The organism is Pseudomonas sp. NPDC079086, from assembly GCF_044542155.1.
Classification (GTDB): domain Bacteria; phylum Pseudomonadota; class Gammaproteobacteria; order Pseudomonadales; family Pseudomonadaceae; genus Aquipseudomonas.
In genome coordinates this window covers 762,919-776,912 of the sequence record NZ_JBITTY010000002.1, presented here as the reverse complement: position 1 = coordinate 776,912, position 13,994 = coordinate 762,919, and the positions used below count along the sequence as shown (strand labels likewise).

Genomic DNA, 13,994 nt, shown 5'->3' with positions numbered 1-13,994 from the left:
ACAGGGATCGCGCCTTAAGTGGTTAAACCGACCGGCTCATAGAAGGCGGCGACTGTTCGGTGTGCATTCCGTGCACCGTAGGGAAGGTAAGCAAGATGGTTCAGGTCAGAGCGCATCAGCCGATCAACGACGACGGCAGCATCAACCTTGAAGCCTGGCTCGGGCATGTGCTGAGTGTCGATCCGGCGCTGGATCGCGAAGCCCTGCGCGAGGCCTGCGAGTTCGCCCGCGAGGCTGAGCAGCAGGCCAATGCCGCGAAGAATCTGTGGACCGAGGGCGCGTCGAGCTTCCGCTCCGGTCTGGAAATCGCCGAAATTCTCGCCGACCTCAAGCTCGATCAGGACTCCCTGGTCGCAGCCGTAATCTACCGCTGCGTGCGCGAGGGCAAAGTGCCGTTGGCGCTGGTGCATCAGCGTTTCGGTCCGGTGGTGGCCAAACTGGTTGAGGGCGTGCTGCGCATGGCGGCAATCAGCGCATCGATGAACCCGCGTGATTCTCTGGTGCTCGGCTCCCAGGCGCAGGTGGAAAACCTGCGCAAGATGCTCGTGGCGATGGTTGATGACGTGCGCGTGGCGTTGATCAAGCTGGCCGAGCGCACCTGCGCCATCCGTGCGGTGAAAGAAGCCGATGATGAGAAACGTCAGCGCGTAGCCCGCGAAGTGTTCGATATCTACGCACCGCTGGCCCACCGCCTGGGTATCGGCCATATCAAGTGGGAACTGGAAGACCTGTCTTTCCGTTACCTGGAGCCCGAGCAGTACAAGCAGATCGCCAAGCTGCTGCACGAGCGCCGCCTGGATCGCGAGCACTACATCAATGAAGTGATGGATCAGCTGCGTACCGAGCTTGAGGCCACTGGGGTCAAGGCTGACATCAGCGGACGGGCTAAACACATCTATTCAATCTGGCGAAAAATGCAGCGCAAGGGCCTGCAGTTCAGCCAGATCTATGACGTGCGCGCAGTACGCGTGCTGGTGCCGGAAGTGCGCGATTGCTACACCGCGCTTGGCATTGTGCACACCTTGTGGCGGCACATTCCCAAAGAGTTTGACGATTACATCGCCAACCCCAAGGAAAACGGCTACCGCTCGCTGCACACCGCCGTGCTCGGCCCGGAAGGCAAGGTGCTGGAAGTGCAGATACGCACCCAGGCCATGCACGAGGAAGCCGAGCTGGGCGTGTGCGCGCACTGGCGTTACAAGGGCACTGACGTCAAGGCCAGCTCCAACCACTACGAAGAGAAGATTTCCTGGCTGCGTCAAGTGCTTGAATGGCACGAAGAACTCGGTGATATCGGTGGCCTGGCTGAGCAGCTGCGCGTGGATATTGAGCCGGACCGGGTTTATGTGTTCACCCCGGATGGTCACGCCATCGACCTGCCGAAGGGCGCAACGCCGCTGGATTTTGCCTACCGCGTACACACCGAGATCGGCCACAACTGCCGTGGCGCGAAGATCAACGGGCGTATCGTGCCGCTCAATTACAGCCTGCAGACTGGCGAGCAGGTGGAGATCATCACCAGCAAGCACGGTACACCGAGCCGCGACTGGCTGAACTCCAACCTTGGTTACGTCACCACCTCGCGGGCGCGGGCGAAGATTGTTCACTGGTTCAAACTGCAGGACCGCGACCAGAACGTTGCCGCCGGTAAGGTTCTGCTGGAGCGTGAGCTGCAGCGCCTGGCATTGCCGCATGTGGATTTCGAAAAGTTGGCCGAGAAGGCCAATATGAAGACCAGCGAGGACCTGTTTGCTTCCCTCGGCGCGGGCGATCTGCGCCTGGCGCAACTGGTCAACCTGGCGCAGCAACTGGTCGAGCCGGATCGAGTTAACGAGCAGCTGGAGCTGATCCCGCGCAAGGCGCTGGGGTTCAAGCCGGGCAAACGCGGCGATATCCAGATCCAGGGCGTCGGCAACCTGCTGACCCAGATGGCCGGCTGCTGCCAGCCGCTGCCGGGCGATCCGATTGTCGGCTACATCACTCTGGGTCGCGGCGTGAGCATCCACCGTCAGGACTGTGCCTCGGTGTTGCAGCTTGCTGGGCGCGAGCCAGAGCGGATTATCCAGGTCAACTGGGGCCCGGTGCCGGTGCAGACCTACCCGGTAGAAATCATCATCAAGGCCTACGACCGTTCCGGGCTGCTGCGTGACGTGACCCAGGTACTGCTCAACGAACGGCTCAATGTACTGGCGGTTAACACCCGTTCGAACAAGGACGACAACACTGCGTCCATGTCCATAACCGTGGAGATTCCTGGTTTGGATGCGCTTGGGCGTTTGTTGGGGCGTATTTCCCAGCTGCCGAATATTATCGAAGCGCGCCGCCATCGGGTTTCCTGAGCTGCTGCGCTCGGTGATACTGCGTTGAAGGGGAATTGAAAAATGCTCATTGGCAAAAGCCAACTCCGCTTTTTCACTTCCCCTTCGCCTTGTCTGACCTTCGCTCGCGACGCTCAGGGTTACGGATGTAAAGGAATCTTATGTACCAACTCGACGACCTGCTGCACCTGATGGCCCGGCTGCGTGACCCGCAGCACGGCTGCCCGTGGGATCTCAAGCAGAACTACGTGACGATCGTGCCGCACACTATCGAAGAGGCGTACGAGGTGGCCGACGCCATCGAGCGCGGCGACTTCGATCATCTGCCCGGTGAGCTCGGCGATCTGCTGTTTCAGGTGGTGTATTACAGCCAGCTGGCGCGGGAAGAAGGGCGTTTCGAGTTTGCCCAGGTGGTCGATGGCATCACGAGCAAATTGATTCGTCGCCATCCCCATGTCTTCCCCGATGGTGATCTGTACGGCGCAGTGGATGTGGCCAAGCTGGAAGAGACCGCGGTCAAGCAGCGCTGGGAACAGATCAAGGCCGAAGAGCGTGCCGAAAAGACAGCAGCCCCTGAGCAACTCTCACTGCTCGACGATGTGCCCACAGCGCTGCCGTCGCTCAGCAGGGCGATCAAATTGCAGAAGCGCGCCGCCCAGGTCGGTTTTGACTGGCCGGATGCCTTGCCGGTGGTGGACAAGGTGCGCGAAGAGCTGGATGAGGTGCTCGAGGCCATGAGCGAGAACGACCCTGAGGCGATTAGTGAGGAAATCGGTGATCTGCTGTTTGTGGTCAGCAACCTGGCGCGGCATCTGAAAGTTGATCCGGAAACCGCATTGCGCGCGGCCAATGGCAAGTTCGAACGACGCTTTCGTTTTATCGAGCAGGCATTGCGCGAAGCAGGGCGCAACATGGAAGATTGCCCCCCTAGATGAATTGGACGCGCTCTGGGGCGAAGCGAAGAAGCTGGAAAAGCAGACCCCGAGTTGTTGAGTTTTGCGGGTGCAGTCTGCACGCTGATGGTGGGTACGCCCGCTTTAAATTGATGGTTGGAAAGGTAGGTTATGGCTCTCTCACTACGCGATCAGTTGCTTAAAGCTGGGCTGGTCAACGAAAAGCAGGCCAAGCAGGCCGGCAAGCAGCAGCAGAAACAACAACGCCTGGTGCACAAAGGTCAGGTCGAGAAGGACGAATCGCAAAAGCTCGCCGCTCAACAGGCCATGGCCGAAAAGGCTGCCCGTGACCAGGAGCTTAACCGTCAGCAGCAGGAAAAGATTGAGCAGAAGGCCCGTGTCGCGCAGATCAAGCAGCTGATCGAGGCCTCGCGCCTGCCCAAGCTGAGCACAGAGGATTACTACAACTACGTCGACGACAAAAAGGTCAAGCGCCTGTCGGTGAACAGCCTGATGCGCAACAAGCTCAGTAGCGGCTCGCTGGCCATCGTGCGCCACGGCGGCGGTTATGAGGTGATCCCGCGCGAAGCCGCGCTAAAGATTCAGGAGCGCGACCCACAACGCGTGGTACTGCTCAATACCCCGACCGAAGCACCAGATGCCGATGACCCGTATGCGGCCTATCAGGTGCCGGATGATCTGATGTGGTGATGGCCCTGGGCCGAACCTGCAGAAATCAGCCCATAAAAAAGCCGAGCACTTAGCTCGGCTTTTTTATGGGATCAACTCAGTCCTGGCGACCTGCAACGGTTTTGCCGTCGACTGTGCCTTCCTTGAGCATGATCTGGTATTCCTTGCCGTCTTTCTCGACCTGATGCAGGCGTACCAGCAAGAAGTCCCAGTCCTTGGCGAACCAGAGGATGGTCTTGCGGCTACTTTGCGTCGGGTCGCGCACGCGCTCGACCTTGATCGCATCGATGAGGCCAGCCTTGGTGCGCACCACCTCCTCGCCGAGCACGCGGAAATCGTAGGTTTCCACTTCATCACCATCGACCACCTGGTAGCTCATGGTCTTAGTGCCAGCGGCCACGTCGTATTGCAGGGCCAACTGGTAGGTCGATTTGTCCAGCAGGCCGCGGTTCAGCGGCAGGCGCACCGGAGTGTCGCGGTCGCTGCCGATCACCTGTTTGGCGCTCCAGTCGAAGTCGTGCTCGATCTTCTTGCCCTTGCCCAGGCCGTTGCGCTCGTACAGATAGGTCTGCGGCAGGAATACGTCTTTATCCACGCGCAGTGTGCTTTGTTCGGTCAAGCTGGCGATCAGCATCGAGGCTTCGAAGTTGAGCTGCCACAGGCCGTTATCGAGCGCTTCAAGGCTGCGTTCAGCGCTACCGCTGACGGGCAGTTGCTTCCAGTCGGCGGTGTAACTGGCAGAAAAGGGTTTCAGCTCGACGGCTAATGCCGGCAGGCTCAGAAGTGTTAGAGCGAACAGTAAGGCGCGACCCATGGTGTCTCCTAAGTTCGAATAAGGTGTCCGGTGCTCGGTAACAGTTGCTCGTCCAACATGGCCCCTTGCGCAGTCAGCTGCAAACGGCCTTCAGCAAACCAGCGCACGGCCAGCGGGTAAATCACATGTTCCTGCTGGTGTACGCGCTGCGCCAGGCTGGTCGGTGAGTCATCCGACTGTACCGGTACCACTGCCTGTACGACCAGTGGTCCGCCATCGAGTTCCTCACTGACGAAGTGCACGCTGCAGCCATGCTCGCTATCACCGGCATCCAGCGCCCGTTGATGAGTATGCAGGCCTTTGTATTTCGGCAGCAGCGAAGGGTGGATGTTTAGCAGGCGGCCGACGTAGTGGCGGACGAAACCCGGGGTGAGGATGCGCATAAAACCGGCCAGTACCACCAGCTGCGGATTAAACGCATCGATGGCCTCAACCAGCGCGGCATCAAAGGCCTCGCGGCCTTCGAACTGCTTGTGGTCGAGCACCTTGGTGGCGATGCCCGCCTGTTTGGCGCGCTCCAGGCCGAACGCATCGGCGCGGTTTGAAATCACCGCGGCGATGCGTGCCGGGGTGCCAGCATGGGCGATGCTGTCGATCAGCGCCTGCAGGTTGCCGCCGGAGCCGGAGATCAGCACCACCACATTGCAGTCTGTTGGCATCGGTGCCGACATTAGTGCTGTTTCAGGTTGTTCAGTACGACCTGGGCAGCACCTTCGGCGGCTTCGCCGATCTGGCCGATTACCCATGGCTGCTCGCCAGCGGCGCTCAGGGTTTGCAGAGTGATGTCGACTTGATCCTGCGCTACGCAGATGACCATGCCGACGCCGCAGTTGAGTACGCGGTGCATCTCGTGCTCATCAACGTTGCCTTTTTCCTGCAGCCAGTCGAAGACCGCTGGGCGAGTCCAGCTGGCCACGTCGACCACGGCTTGTGCGCCTTTTGGCAGCACGCGCGGGATGTTGTCGAGCAGGCCGCCACCGGTGATGTGGGCCATGGCTTTGACAGCGCCAGTGTCCTTGATCAGTTTGAGCAGCGGTTTAACGTAGATGCGCGTTGGCGCCATCAGCAGGTCGGTCAGTGGCTTGCCATCGACCTGGGTGGTTTCGATGTCAGCGCCCGACACTTCGATGATCTTGCGGATCAGCGAGTAGCCGTTGGAGTGCGGGCCCGAGGACGGCAAGGCGATCAGTGCGTCACCAGCGGCGACTTTCGAGCCATCGATGATTTCGGCTTTTTCCACCACGCCGACGCAGAAACCGGCCAGGTCGTAGTCTTCGCCTTCGTACATGCCTGGCATTTCTGCGGTCTCACCGCCAACCAGGGAGCAGCCAGCCAGTTCGCAACCCGCGCCAATGCCGGTCACCACGGTGGCGGCTACGTCAACGTTGAGCTTGCCGGTGGCGTAATAGTCGAGGAAGAACAGCGGCTCGGCGCCACACACCACCAGATCGTTAACGCACATGGCGACCAGGTCTTGGCCGATGCTGTCGTGCATATTCAGGTTCAGCGCCAGGCGCAGCTTGGTGCCCACGCCGTCGGTGCCGGAGACCAGAACCGGTTGCTTGTAGCCAGCCGGGATCTCGCACAGCGCGCCGAAGCCGCCCAGCCCACCCATGACTTCCGGACGCGCGGTGCGCTTGGCCACGCCTTTGATGCGTTCGACCAGGGCTTCGCCTGCGTCGATATCTACACCTGCGTCCTTGTAGCTGATGGAGGGTTGCTTGCTCATAGATCCAGGCCTTTAGGGGAAATTCGGATTGGCACCGCCGCTTGTGGCGGCGGTCTGCGAAGGCGCGCGATTTTATCAGGCTTACCCGGCAGCGGCCACCCGCTAAGGTTGCGGCTGTTGGGGCGGCTGCTTAAGCTCGAAATCTGGTTGTTGTTGGCAGTCTGCGGCTGAAAAGGGCTTTGGAATGCGCCTTAACAGCACATAAACTCACACTCTTGAGCCAGCGCCTCCTGCTTTATGTGGCGTGGGTTGGCCGCAACTGTTGCTAAACCTGGCCTGCGCGCCACTTCCCGTCCGTCGAGAATTCATCCATGCGTTTGACCGCTCGCTTGCTTCTAGTCTGTTTGTCGCTGTCCGGCCTGCCAGCTCTGGCCGCGCCCGTGAGTGATCTGTACCAAGTCCGCGAAGCGGTCAGCAGCCAGCAACCGGAAGAGCGCGCTGCCGCCCTGAGCCGCGCGCTAGATACCCTGGTGTTGCGCCTGACCGGCAAGGTCGATGCGGCGCAGAACCCGGCACTGGTGGCGCTGCGCAAGGACCCGCAACAGATCGTCAGCAAATATGGCTATGAGGGCGAGCAGCTGCTGGTCGACTTTGACCCGCAGAGCACCGATCGCAGTCTGCGTCAGGCGGGCCTGTCGCTGTGGGGCGCAAATCGTCCAAGCATTTTGCTGTGGTGGTTGAGTGATGCCAGCGACGGCAGCCGTCTGCTCGGTGATGGTCAAGCGGCTGCAGCACCACTTAATCATGCCGCGCAGCACCGTGGTCTGCCGCTGCGCCTGCCATTGGCTGATCTGGCCGAACAACTGGTGGCGGTGCCGGAAAACCTTACGGCGAATGATCCGGCTGCCCTGCGTGAAGCCTCCGAACGCTACGCCGCCGATGCCTTGCTGGCAGTGATGGCGCGCGAAGCTAATGGCCAGTGGCAGGCCGAGTGGCGCCTGTGGTTGGGTGATGAGCGTGAGCAGGGCAGTGTGCAGGGCGCCGATCAGGCCGCGCTGGCTGATGCCATCCTGCTGGCCGTCAATCAGCGTCTGGCGCCACGTTTTATCGTGGCTGCAGGTGCCTCGAGTGGTTTGACTGTGGAGGTGCAGGGCGTCGATTTGGCGCGCTACGCCGAGTTGCAGCGCATTCTTGAGCCCTTTGCGGCGCAGCTGCGCAAGGTGCAGGGCGATACGCTGACCTTTGCCGTCAATGCCAATGCCGAGCAGTTGCGCGCGCAACTGAGCCTGGCGCGCTTGCAGGAAGTGTCGGCAGATGCCCCAGTACTTGATGCCAGCCAGTCGGTTACGCCGCCGGCCACTGCAGCGGAACCCGCTGCCGCAGTGGTAGCGCCTGACAATGTGCTGAGGTTTCGCTGGTAGACTGCGGCAATTACACCCAGTTTGTGACGTGAAAACCGCAGCTACTGAGCTGCGGTTTTCTTATGTAGCGGGCCTCACGGGTTGAGTATTTTTGGATTAAACGTTGGCATATGGAGCGCTGGGTATGATCGATTCGCATCGTTGGATATGGATAGCCGGGACGTTACTGCTGTGCGGCCTGTTGTACCTGCTGGCACCGATTCTCTCGCCATTTCTGATCGGCGTGCTGCTGGCCTATATGGGCGATCCGCTGGTCGATCGCCTGGAACGCTGGAAACTGTCGCGGACCTGGGGTGTGGTGGTGGTCTTTGCACTGATCACCCTGATCATGGCTATTCTGCTGCTGGTATTGGTGCCGATGCTGGGTAAGCAACTGGTGCGCTTGTACGAGTTGATCCCGCAGATGCTCGACTGGGCACAGAACCAGGCCCTGCCATGGGTTCAGCTCAAACTGGGGCTTAGCGAAGGTTTCTGGCGTTTTGATCAGCTGAAAACCGCGCTGTCCGGGCAGCTGGATAAAACCACCGATATCGTCGGCATGCTGCTGTCAACGGCCACCTCTTCAGGCCTGGCACTGTTGGCCTGGCTGGCCAATCTGGCGCTGATTCCGGTGGTGAGTTTCTACCTGATGCGCGACTGGGACCTGATGGTTGCCAAGCTGCGCAGCCTGCTGCCGCGCGGCCGTGAAGGCCTTGTTGTGCAACTGTTCGGCGAATGTCACGAAGTGCTTGGCGCTTTCCTGCGGGGTCAATTGTTGGTGATGTTGGCGCTGGGGGTGATGTATGCCGCTGGGCTGATGATGATTGGCCTGGAGCTCGGGCTGCTGATCGGTGTGCTCGCAGGTCTGGCAAGCATCGTGCCGTATCTGGGTGTGGTGGTCGGCATTGGCGCGGCACTGACGGCCGGTTTGTTCCAGTTCGGTCTGGATTTCTACCCGCTGATGGGTATAGCTGCGGTATTTATCGTCGGGCAAATGCTGGAAGGCATGCTGCTGACGCCGCTACTGGTGGGCGACCGCATCGGTCTGCATCCGGTCGCCGTAATCTTCGCGATAATGGCCGGCGGCCAACTGTTTGGCTTCACCGGTATCCTCCTGGCCCTGCCAGTAGCGGCGGTGATTATGGTATTAGTGCGTCATCTGCATGATTTATATAAACTTTCCGATCTTTACGGTGAGCCAGTAAGCGGTCCCGACGAGCCGCACAACCCAGCATGACACCCATACAACTGCCTTTAGGTGTGCGTCTGCGCGATGACGCCACTTTCGCCAATTACTACCCCGGAGCCAACGCTGCGGCGTTGGGCTATGTCGAGCGTCTGTGTGAGGCCGATGCTGGCTGGACGGAAAGCCTGATCTATCTGTGGGGCGGCGAGGGCGTGGGTCGTAGTCATCTGCTGCAGGCAGCCTGTCTGCGTTTCGAGCAGCGCGGCGAGCCGGCGGTGTATCTGCCGCTGGCCGAGGTGGTCGAGTACGGCCCTGCGCTGCTCGACAATCTTGAGCGGTGCGAGCTGGTTTGTCTGGATGATCTGGATGCGGTGGTGGGGCGAAGTGACTGGGAAGAGGCGTTATTTCACCTATTCAACCGTTTGCGCGACAGCGGCCGGCGTCTGTTGCTGGCCGCGAGCAGTTCGCCGCGCGAGTTACCGGTGCAACTAGCTGACCTGCAATCGCGCCTGACCTTGGCACTGGTGTTTCAACTGCAGTCACTGTCCGATGAGGATAAGTTACGCGCCTTGCAACTGCGCGCGTCACGCCGCGGGTTGCATCTGAGTGATGAAGTCGGACGTTTTATCCTGACCCGTGGCGAGCGCAGCATGAGTGCCTTGTTCGATTTGCTTGAGCGCCTGGATCAGGCGTCATTGCAGGCCCAGCGCAAGCTGACCATCCCCTTTCTAAAAGAAACCCTCGGCTGGTAACAGTCTGTCTAGTCAGTCGGCAGTCCGGTAATAAAGCGCTCTATAGCATCTGCACAAGCCTGTGGCTGGGTCTGCAGAAGGAAGTGCGGGCCATCTAGTGCGATCTCGGTTAGCTGTGAGCCGCATGTCTGCAGGCTGGTCTGAGCCCTGCGGGTTACTAGCCGGTCTTGCTTGGCCAGTAAGTGCAGTGCAGGGAATTCGAGCTGCATTGTGGGTTTCTGTAGTTGGCTAAGGCTGTGCAGGCGGGCTCGCAGTAAGCGCGCTGGAAGTTTCTGGATTTCTTCGTCCAGCAACTGAGTCAGTTCGGAGCTGGCTTGGCTACTCAGGCAGAACAAGTTTAATAAGGTTCTCTGCCTGAGTAGCCAGCGAGGTAAAGGTAGGTAGTTTATTAGCTGCAGTAATGGGTGCGGCGAGCTCAGGAATGAGGCAGCGAAGATCACGCCGCGCAAACCTGGTGGTTGGCATAGCGCCAACTGATAGGCCAGGGGCCCGGAAAACGACTCGCCAAGCAGCACGTAGGGTGTATTGCCGAGCCTACATAACAATAGATCGGCCAAATATTTGTGGGTTTGGTTACCTTGAGTTGGCAGTTCTAGGGCCAGCACTTCAAGTGCTGGATGCAAGTTTGCCAATAAAGGCCCAAACAGTGTGGTGCTGCCATTGAGTCCTGGGAGCAACACCAAACGCATTAGGCCTCACCCGCCAATTTGCGCTCGTACTGAAAACGCCAGCGGGTAAACATCAGTGCAGCGCAAAACAGGCTGAAGCTAAGCCCTGTCAGTAACCAGCCATACAGCGCCTTGCTGGGATCGAAGGCGGCAAGCACTCCCTGAATAAAGTACAGGTTGACCACAAAGCAGGCCCAGGCGTGGACGCGGGCGTTGCCGAGGATCAGGCCGGGTGCGAGCAATAGCAGGGGGGCGAGTTGTACACCGAGGATCACCCAGAGCAGGTTGCCGGGGATGTTGGCGAAGCACAGGTTCCACACCAGCAGTAATGCACCTAGGCCAGAAAAGCTCAGCAGGCTGGCTGCGCGACTGATGCTCAGGCGCGGCTCTAGCCACTCCAGAGCCGGCAGCGGTTTTGCGGTTTTAGCCACGGGTGTTCTCCAGTTTTGCCGCGGTTTGTGCCAGGCGCTGGCCGAGTGCGCGGCACAGGGCGACTTCATGTTCATCCAGCGCGCGTTTGCCATCAGCCCCGGCGTGGTGGCTGGCGCCATAAGGCGTGCCGCCCCCGCGGGTTTCCAGCAGCGCGGCTTCGCTATAGGGCAGGCCGGTGATAAGCATGCCATGGTGCAGCAGTGGCAGTAGCATCGACAGCAGGGTGGTTTCCTGGCCACCGTGCAGGCTGGCGGTTGAGGTGAATACGCCAGCCGGTTTGCCAACCAGGCCACCGGTCAGCCACAGGCCGCTGGTGCCGTCGAGAAAGTATTTGAGCGGCGCTGCCATATTGCCGAAGCGGGTCGGACTGCCAAGTGCCAGGCCTGCGCAGTTCTTCAGGTCATCCAGGCTGGCGTACAGCGCGCCTTCGGCGGGGATGTCCGCTGCCACTGCTTCGCACTCGCTAGAGACCGCTGGCACGGTGCGCAGGCGCGCTTCAAGGCCGCCCATTTCGACGCCGCGGACGATCTGGCGGGCCATTTCGGCAGTGGCGCCATGGCGGCTGTAATACAGCACGAGAATGTAGGGTGCACTCACGGCAGGATCTCCAGAACATTTTCAGGCGGGCGGCCGATGACGGCTTTGTCGCCTACGACCAGAATGGGGCGCTCAATCAGTTTTGGCTGCTCGACCATGGCCTCGATCAGCTGTGCGTCAGTCAGTTGTGGGTCGTTCAGGCCCAGGGTCTTGTATTCATCTTCGCCCGTGCGCAGCAGTTGCCGTGGGCTGATGCCGAGCTTGTCGAGCAGCGCCTGTAGCTGGGCGGCGTTCAGCGGAGTTTCCAGGTAGCGCACGATGGTTGGGTTAAGCCCGCGGTCTTCCAGCAATTGCAATGCACTGCGCGACTTTGAGCAGCGCGGGTTATGGTAGAGCGTCATAGCGGTCATGTTCGGGTCGCCGGTTACCTTCGATGGCGGCTATTCTAACCGCTAACGGCATTCACGCCTGCGCCTATAGCACAGGTTGCCGGAATGCAAATGGCTAAGGAGAGGGCATGCTGCAGCGTGTTAAGAACCTGTTGGAGTTTTGGCGTTTTTTGTTGCAGCGCTTTATTGCCGATCAAGGCACCAGTAATGCTGCAGCCTTGACCTACACCACGCTGTTTGCGGTGGTGCCGATGATGACGGTGACCTTTTCCATGCTCTCGGCCATTCCGGCGTTTCAGGATACTGGCGAGCAAATTCAGAGCTTTATCTTCCGCAACTTCGTGCCCTCTGCCGGTGAGACGCTGCAGCAATACCTGCGCGATTTCACCACTCAGGCGCGCCAGCTGACCTGGATTGGTGTGGCAGTGTTGGCCGCGACGGCGTTCTGGATGCTGGTGACGATCGAGAAAACCTTCAACATCATTTGGCGCGTGCGGCAGCCACGTCGTGGCGTTTCGAGTTTTTTGCTGTACTGGGCGATTCTCAGCCTGGGTCCGTTGTTGCTTGGCGGTGGCTTTGCCATCAGTACCTACTTCACGTCGTTGTCACTGATCTCCGGCCCGGATGCCTTGCTCGGTGCCCAGGCGCTGCTGAAATTCATGCCGCTGCTGTTTAGTGTGGCTGCATTCACCTTGCTGTATGCCACGGTGCCGAATGCTCAGGTGCCGGTGCGGCATGCGCTGCTGGGTGGTTTGTTTGCAGCTGTGCTGTTTGAAGTGGCGAAGATGCTATTCGGACTGTATGTGCGCCTGTTTCCCGGTTATCAGTTGATTTACGGTGCATTTGCCACGGTGCCGCTGTTTCTGTTGTGGATCTATCTGTCCTGGCTGATTGTGCTGTTCGGCGCTGAACTGGTCTGCAACCTGGGGTTTTCCCAGCAGTGGCGCAAGCGCGCGATACCGCGTCTGTTGATGGCGCTTGGCGTCCTGCGGGTGTTCTATGAGCGTCAGCAATCCGGTTTGAAAGTGCGTTTGCTGGATGTGCAGCGTCAGGGCTGGTCGCTGGCAGAGCACGAGTGGGAAGAAATTCTGGTGTTTCTCGAGCAGCAGAAGCTGATCGCCCCAACGGGCTCCGGTACCTGGGTGTTGAGTCGTGACCTTGGCCACTATTCGCTGCAGCAACTGCTCAGCCACAGTCCCTGGCCGCTGCCTAGGGTGGAGAACCTGCCCGAGCAGCTAGACGAGGTCTGGTATCCGGCGCTGCGCAGTGGTTTGGTGAAGCTGCAGGAAGAGCAGACTGAGCTATTTGGTGAAGACTTGGCGAAGTGGCTGCAGCCGGAGGTTGAACCCGAGAAGTGACGTAAAACGTCAGTTTGCGGCGCTGTGCTGATGGCGCATGATGGCACGGGCGACCATGAAGGTCGCCAAACGCGGTTAAAGGGAAGCTGGCACGCTTCTGGCTATCTGTCTTGCAGATAGCGATCAGGTTGCCAGCAAGGCAGGGATTGGCGGAGTGTGAAGGCGTTATGACAGCCACTAAAGGCAAAGTGATTCATCTGTACCAGCGTGATCCGCAAGAGGCCCTCGAGCGCCTTAATCGCATCACTGGCCTGCGCTTCAGCAGCTGGCCGCAGTCCTTGGTCAATTCCAGCCCATCTGAACATCCAGTCATTTCTGACTCATCTACAACTGCAGTGCCGCCTGACTCTGGCGCGAAGTGCGGGCCGGCGGGAATGCTCTCGGGCTAAACGCAAAACCCCGCGTCAGTGCGCGGGGTTTGTGTATAGCGGAGGCTGTCAGGCGAGGGCTTGACGGCTATCGGTTTGTGGCAATTCGACTGCTTGCACAAACAACTCCTCGACCACCAGGCTGGTCGCCGGCACGGCAGAGCGCAAACGCACCTGCATCTCTTCGATCTTCAGCTTCACCGGTAGGCGGGCCACGCTTGAAAGCAGGATTTTACTGTGCTGATTGACCTTGCCGTGGTCGACCATTACTTCGCGGCGGGTGGTTCCGTCGCGATAGCTGATCAACAGGGATACCGGCAAATTGGCCAGCCCTGGCAGGTGCAACCAGGCGGCTACGTTGAACTCAGCGACGCGCCCTTCGTACGGGGTGACCTGTAAGCGGGCGAGATTGACGATGGCAGATGGCACAGGGCCGACCAACTTATCGAGGGCTTGGGTCATGGTTGTGTTCCAGGCTAATAACGGATCGCATCAAGCGTGAGTGCGATGAATTATAAGC

At 59.7% G+C, this 13,994-nt stretch carries 15 protein-coding genes and 1 pseudogene; 8 read left to right on the top strand and 8 right to left on the bottom strand.

Translation table 11 applies throughout. The features are described 5' to 3' along the window. The first annotated feature begins 95 nt into the window (after nucleotides 1-95). The 3 genes and pseudogenes from relA to ACIGEK_RS13290 all read left to right on the top strand — a co-directional run bounded on the left by relA (nucleotide 96) and on the right by ACIGEK_RS13290 (nucleotide 3,922). Nucleotides 96-2,339: a GTP diphosphokinase gene (relA, locus tag ACIGEK_RS13300; RefSeq protein ID WP_397493760.1), complete on the top strand. Its 2,244-nt coding sequence runs from the start codon at nucleotides 96-98 to the stop codon at nucleotides 2,337-2,339. Nucleotides 2,340-2,479: 140 nt separating this feature from the next. Beyond that, a pseudogene (gene mazG / locus ACIGEK_RS13295) lies at nucleotides 2,480-3,311 on the top strand (nucleoside triphosphate pyrophosphohydrolase). A 71-nt stretch (nucleotides 3,312-3,382) separates the two neighbouring features. Next, a complete protein-coding gene (locus ACIGEK_RS13290) occupies nucleotides 3,383-3,922 on the top strand; it encodes a DUF2058 domain-containing protein (RefSeq protein ID WP_397493759.1) in 540 nt (179 codons plus the stop codon). A gap of 76 nt (nucleotides 3,923-3,998) precedes the next feature. Here ACIGEK_RS13290 and ACIGEK_RS13285 read toward each other — a convergent pair whose 3' ends face one another. The 3 genes from ACIGEK_RS13285 to purM are packed head-to-tail and all read right to left on the bottom strand — an operon-like array spanning nucleotide 3,999 to nucleotide 6,444. Further along, on the bottom strand, nucleotides 3,999-4,715 hold the full coding sequence (locus ACIGEK_RS13285; RefSeq protein WP_397493758.1) for a DUF3108 domain-containing protein: 717 nt from the start codon (nucleotides 4,713-4,715) through the stop codon (nucleotides 3,999-4,001). An 8-nt stretch (nucleotides 4,716-4,723) separates the two neighbouring features. Then, complete coding sequence (gene purN, locus ACIGEK_RS13280; RefSeq protein ID WP_397493757.1) at nucleotides 4,724-5,374, bottom strand: phosphoribosylglycinamide formyltransferase; 651 nt, start codon at nucleotides 5,372-5,374, stop codon at nucleotides 4,724-4,726. Nucleotides 5,375-5,385: 11 nt separating this feature from the next. Beyond that, nucleotides 5,386-6,444, bottom strand: coding sequence for a phosphoribosylformylglycinamidine cyclo-ligase (purM, locus tag ACIGEK_RS13275; protein WP_397493756.1), 1,059 nt, complete (start codon nucleotides 6,442-6,444; stop codon nucleotides 5,386-5,388). A 311-nt stretch (nucleotides 6,445-6,755) separates the two neighbouring features. On the opposite strand from purM, the gene ACIGEK_RS13270 reads away from it, so the two are divergent. The 3 genes from ACIGEK_RS13270 to hda all read left to right on the top strand — a co-directional run bounded on the left by ACIGEK_RS13270 (nucleotide 6,756) and on the right by hda (nucleotide 9,722). Beyond that, nucleotides 6,756-7,805 (top strand): DUF2066 domain-containing protein, encoded by a 1,050-nt coding sequence (locus ACIGEK_RS13270; RefSeq protein ID WP_397493755.1) that lies wholly within the window; start codon nucleotides 6,756-6,758, stop codon nucleotides 7,803-7,805. A gap of 124 nt (nucleotides 7,806-7,929) precedes the next feature. Then, nucleotides 7,930-9,021 (top strand): AI-2E family transporter, encoded by a 1,092-nt coding sequence (locus ACIGEK_RS13265; protein ID WP_397493754.1) that lies wholly within the window; start codon nucleotides 7,930-7,932, stop codon nucleotides 9,019-9,021. Continuing rightward, the gene (hda, locus tag ACIGEK_RS13260; protein WP_397493753.1) at nucleotides 9,018-9,722 is read left to right on the top strand and encodes a DnaA regulatory inactivator Hda; all 705 of its coding nucleotides are present in this window, start codon (nucleotides 9,018-9,020) and stop codon (nucleotides 9,720-9,722) included. The genes ACIGEK_RS13265 and hda overlap by 4 nt, the downstream gene beginning before the upstream one ends. Nucleotides 9,723-9,730: 8 nt before the next feature. On the opposite strand, the gene ACIGEK_RS13255 is transcribed toward hda, so the two are convergent. The 4 genes from ACIGEK_RS13255 to arsC are packed head-to-tail and all read right to left on the bottom strand — an operon-like array spanning nucleotide 9,731 to nucleotide 11,769. Continuing rightward, entirely contained in the window at nucleotides 9,731-10,411 is a 681-nt protein-coding gene (locus ACIGEK_RS13255; protein ID WP_397493752.1) for an alpha/beta fold hydrolase, read from the bottom strand. After that, on the bottom strand, nucleotides 10,411-10,821 hold the full coding sequence (locus ACIGEK_RS13250) for a DUF2069 domain-containing protein (protein ID WP_397493751.1): 411 nt from the start codon (nucleotides 10,819-10,821) through the stop codon (nucleotides 10,411-10,413). Before ACIGEK_RS13250 ends, ACIGEK_RS13255 begins: the two co-directional genes overlap by 1 nt. Next, on the bottom strand, nucleotides 10,814-11,419 hold the full coding sequence (gene wrbA, locus ACIGEK_RS13245; protein WP_397493750.1) for an NAD(P)H:quinone oxidoreductase: 606 nt from the start codon (nucleotides 11,417-11,419) through the stop codon (nucleotides 10,814-10,816). Before wrbA ends, ACIGEK_RS13250 begins: the two co-directional genes overlap by 8 nt. Beyond that, nucleotides 11,416-11,769 carry an arsenate reductase (glutaredoxin) gene (gene arsC / locus ACIGEK_RS13240; protein ID WP_397493749.1) on the bottom strand — a complete coding sequence of 118 codons (354 nt, stop codon included), beginning with the start codon at nucleotides 11,767-11,769 and terminating at the stop codon, nucleotides 11,416-11,418. The genes wrbA and arsC overlap by 4 nt, the downstream gene beginning before the upstream one ends. A gap of 107 nt (nucleotides 11,770-11,876) precedes the next feature. Between arsC and ACIGEK_RS13235 the strand changes: the two genes are divergently transcribed. Both ACIGEK_RS13235 and ACIGEK_RS13230 read left to right on the top strand, forming a co-directional pair. Then, on the top strand, nucleotides 11,877-13,106 hold the full coding sequence (locus ACIGEK_RS13235) for a virulence factor BrkB family protein (RefSeq protein WP_397493748.1): 1,230 nt from the start codon (nucleotides 11,877-11,879) through the stop codon (nucleotides 13,104-13,106). 167 nt (nucleotides 13,107-13,273) lie between these two features. After that, entirely contained in the window at nucleotides 13,274-13,495 is a 222-nt protein-coding gene (locus ACIGEK_RS13230) for a hypothetical protein (RefSeq protein ID WP_397493747.1), read from the top strand. A 48-nt stretch (nucleotides 13,496-13,543) separates the two neighbouring features. Here the strand turns inward: ACIGEK_RS13230 and ACIGEK_RS13225 are convergent, their stop codons facing one another. Then, nucleotides 13,544-13,936 carry a hypothetical protein gene (locus ACIGEK_RS13225; protein ID WP_305589340.1) on the bottom strand — a complete coding sequence of 131 codons (393 nt, stop codon included), beginning with the start codon at nucleotides 13,934-13,936 and terminating at the stop codon, nucleotides 13,544-13,546. Nucleotides 13,937-13,994: the final 58 nt, after the last annotated feature.

What these genes read in the sequence shown, in the direction of transcription:
- ACIGEK_RS13265 (WP_397493754.1), top strand. Translation starts at nt 7,930, where the DNA reads ATGATCGATTCGCATCGTTGGATATGGATAGCCGGGACGTTACTGCTG.
- ACIGEK_RS13225 (WP_305589340.1), bottom strand. Translation starts at nt 13,936, where the DNA reads ATGACCCAAGCCCTCGATAAGTTGGTCGGCCCTGTGCCATCTGCCATC.
- purM (WP_397493756.1), bottom strand. Translation starts at nt 6,444, where the DNA reads ATGAGCAAGCAACCCTCCATCAGCTACAAGGACGCAGGTGTAGATATC.
- ACIGEK_RS13285 (WP_397493758.1), bottom strand. Translation starts at nt 4,715, where the DNA reads ATGGGTCGCGCCTTACTGTTCGCTCTAACACTTCTGAGCCTGCCGGCA.
- ACIGEK_RS13270 (WP_397493755.1), top strand. Translation starts at nt 6,756, where the DNA reads ATGCGTTTGACCGCTCGCTTGCTTCTAGTCTGTTTGTCGCTGTCCGGC.
- hda (WP_397493753.1), top strand. Translation starts at nt 9,018, where the DNA reads ATGACACCCATACAACTGCCTTTAGGTGTGCGTCTGCGCGATGACGCC.
- arsC (WP_397493749.1), bottom strand. Translation starts at nt 11,769, where the DNA reads ATGACCGCTATGACGCTCTACCATAACCCGCGCTGCTCAAAGTCGCGC.
- purN (WP_397493757.1), bottom strand. Translation starts at nt 5,374, where the DNA reads ATGCCAACAGACTGCAATGTGGTGGTGCTGATCTCCGGCTCCGGCGGC.
- ACIGEK_RS13230 (WP_397493747.1), top strand. Translation starts at nt 13,274, where the DNA reads ATGACAGCCACTAAAGGCAAAGTGATTCATCTGTACCAGCGTGATCCG.
- ACIGEK_RS13235 (WP_397493748.1), top strand. Translation starts at nt 11,877, where the DNA reads ATGCTGCAGCGTGTTAAGAACCTGTTGGAGTTTTGGCGTTTTTTGTTG.
- ACIGEK_RS13255 (WP_397493752.1), bottom strand. Translation starts at nt 10,411, where the DNA reads ATGCGTTTGGTGTTGCTCCCAGGACTCAATGGCAGCACCACACTGTTT.
- relA (WP_397493760.1), top strand. Translation starts at nt 96, where the DNA reads ATGGTTCAGGTCAGAGCGCATCAGCCGATCAACGACGACGGCAGCATC.
- ACIGEK_RS13290 (WP_397493759.1), top strand. Translation starts at nt 3,383, where the DNA reads ATGGCTCTCTCACTACGCGATCAGTTGCTTAAAGCTGGGCTGGTCAAC.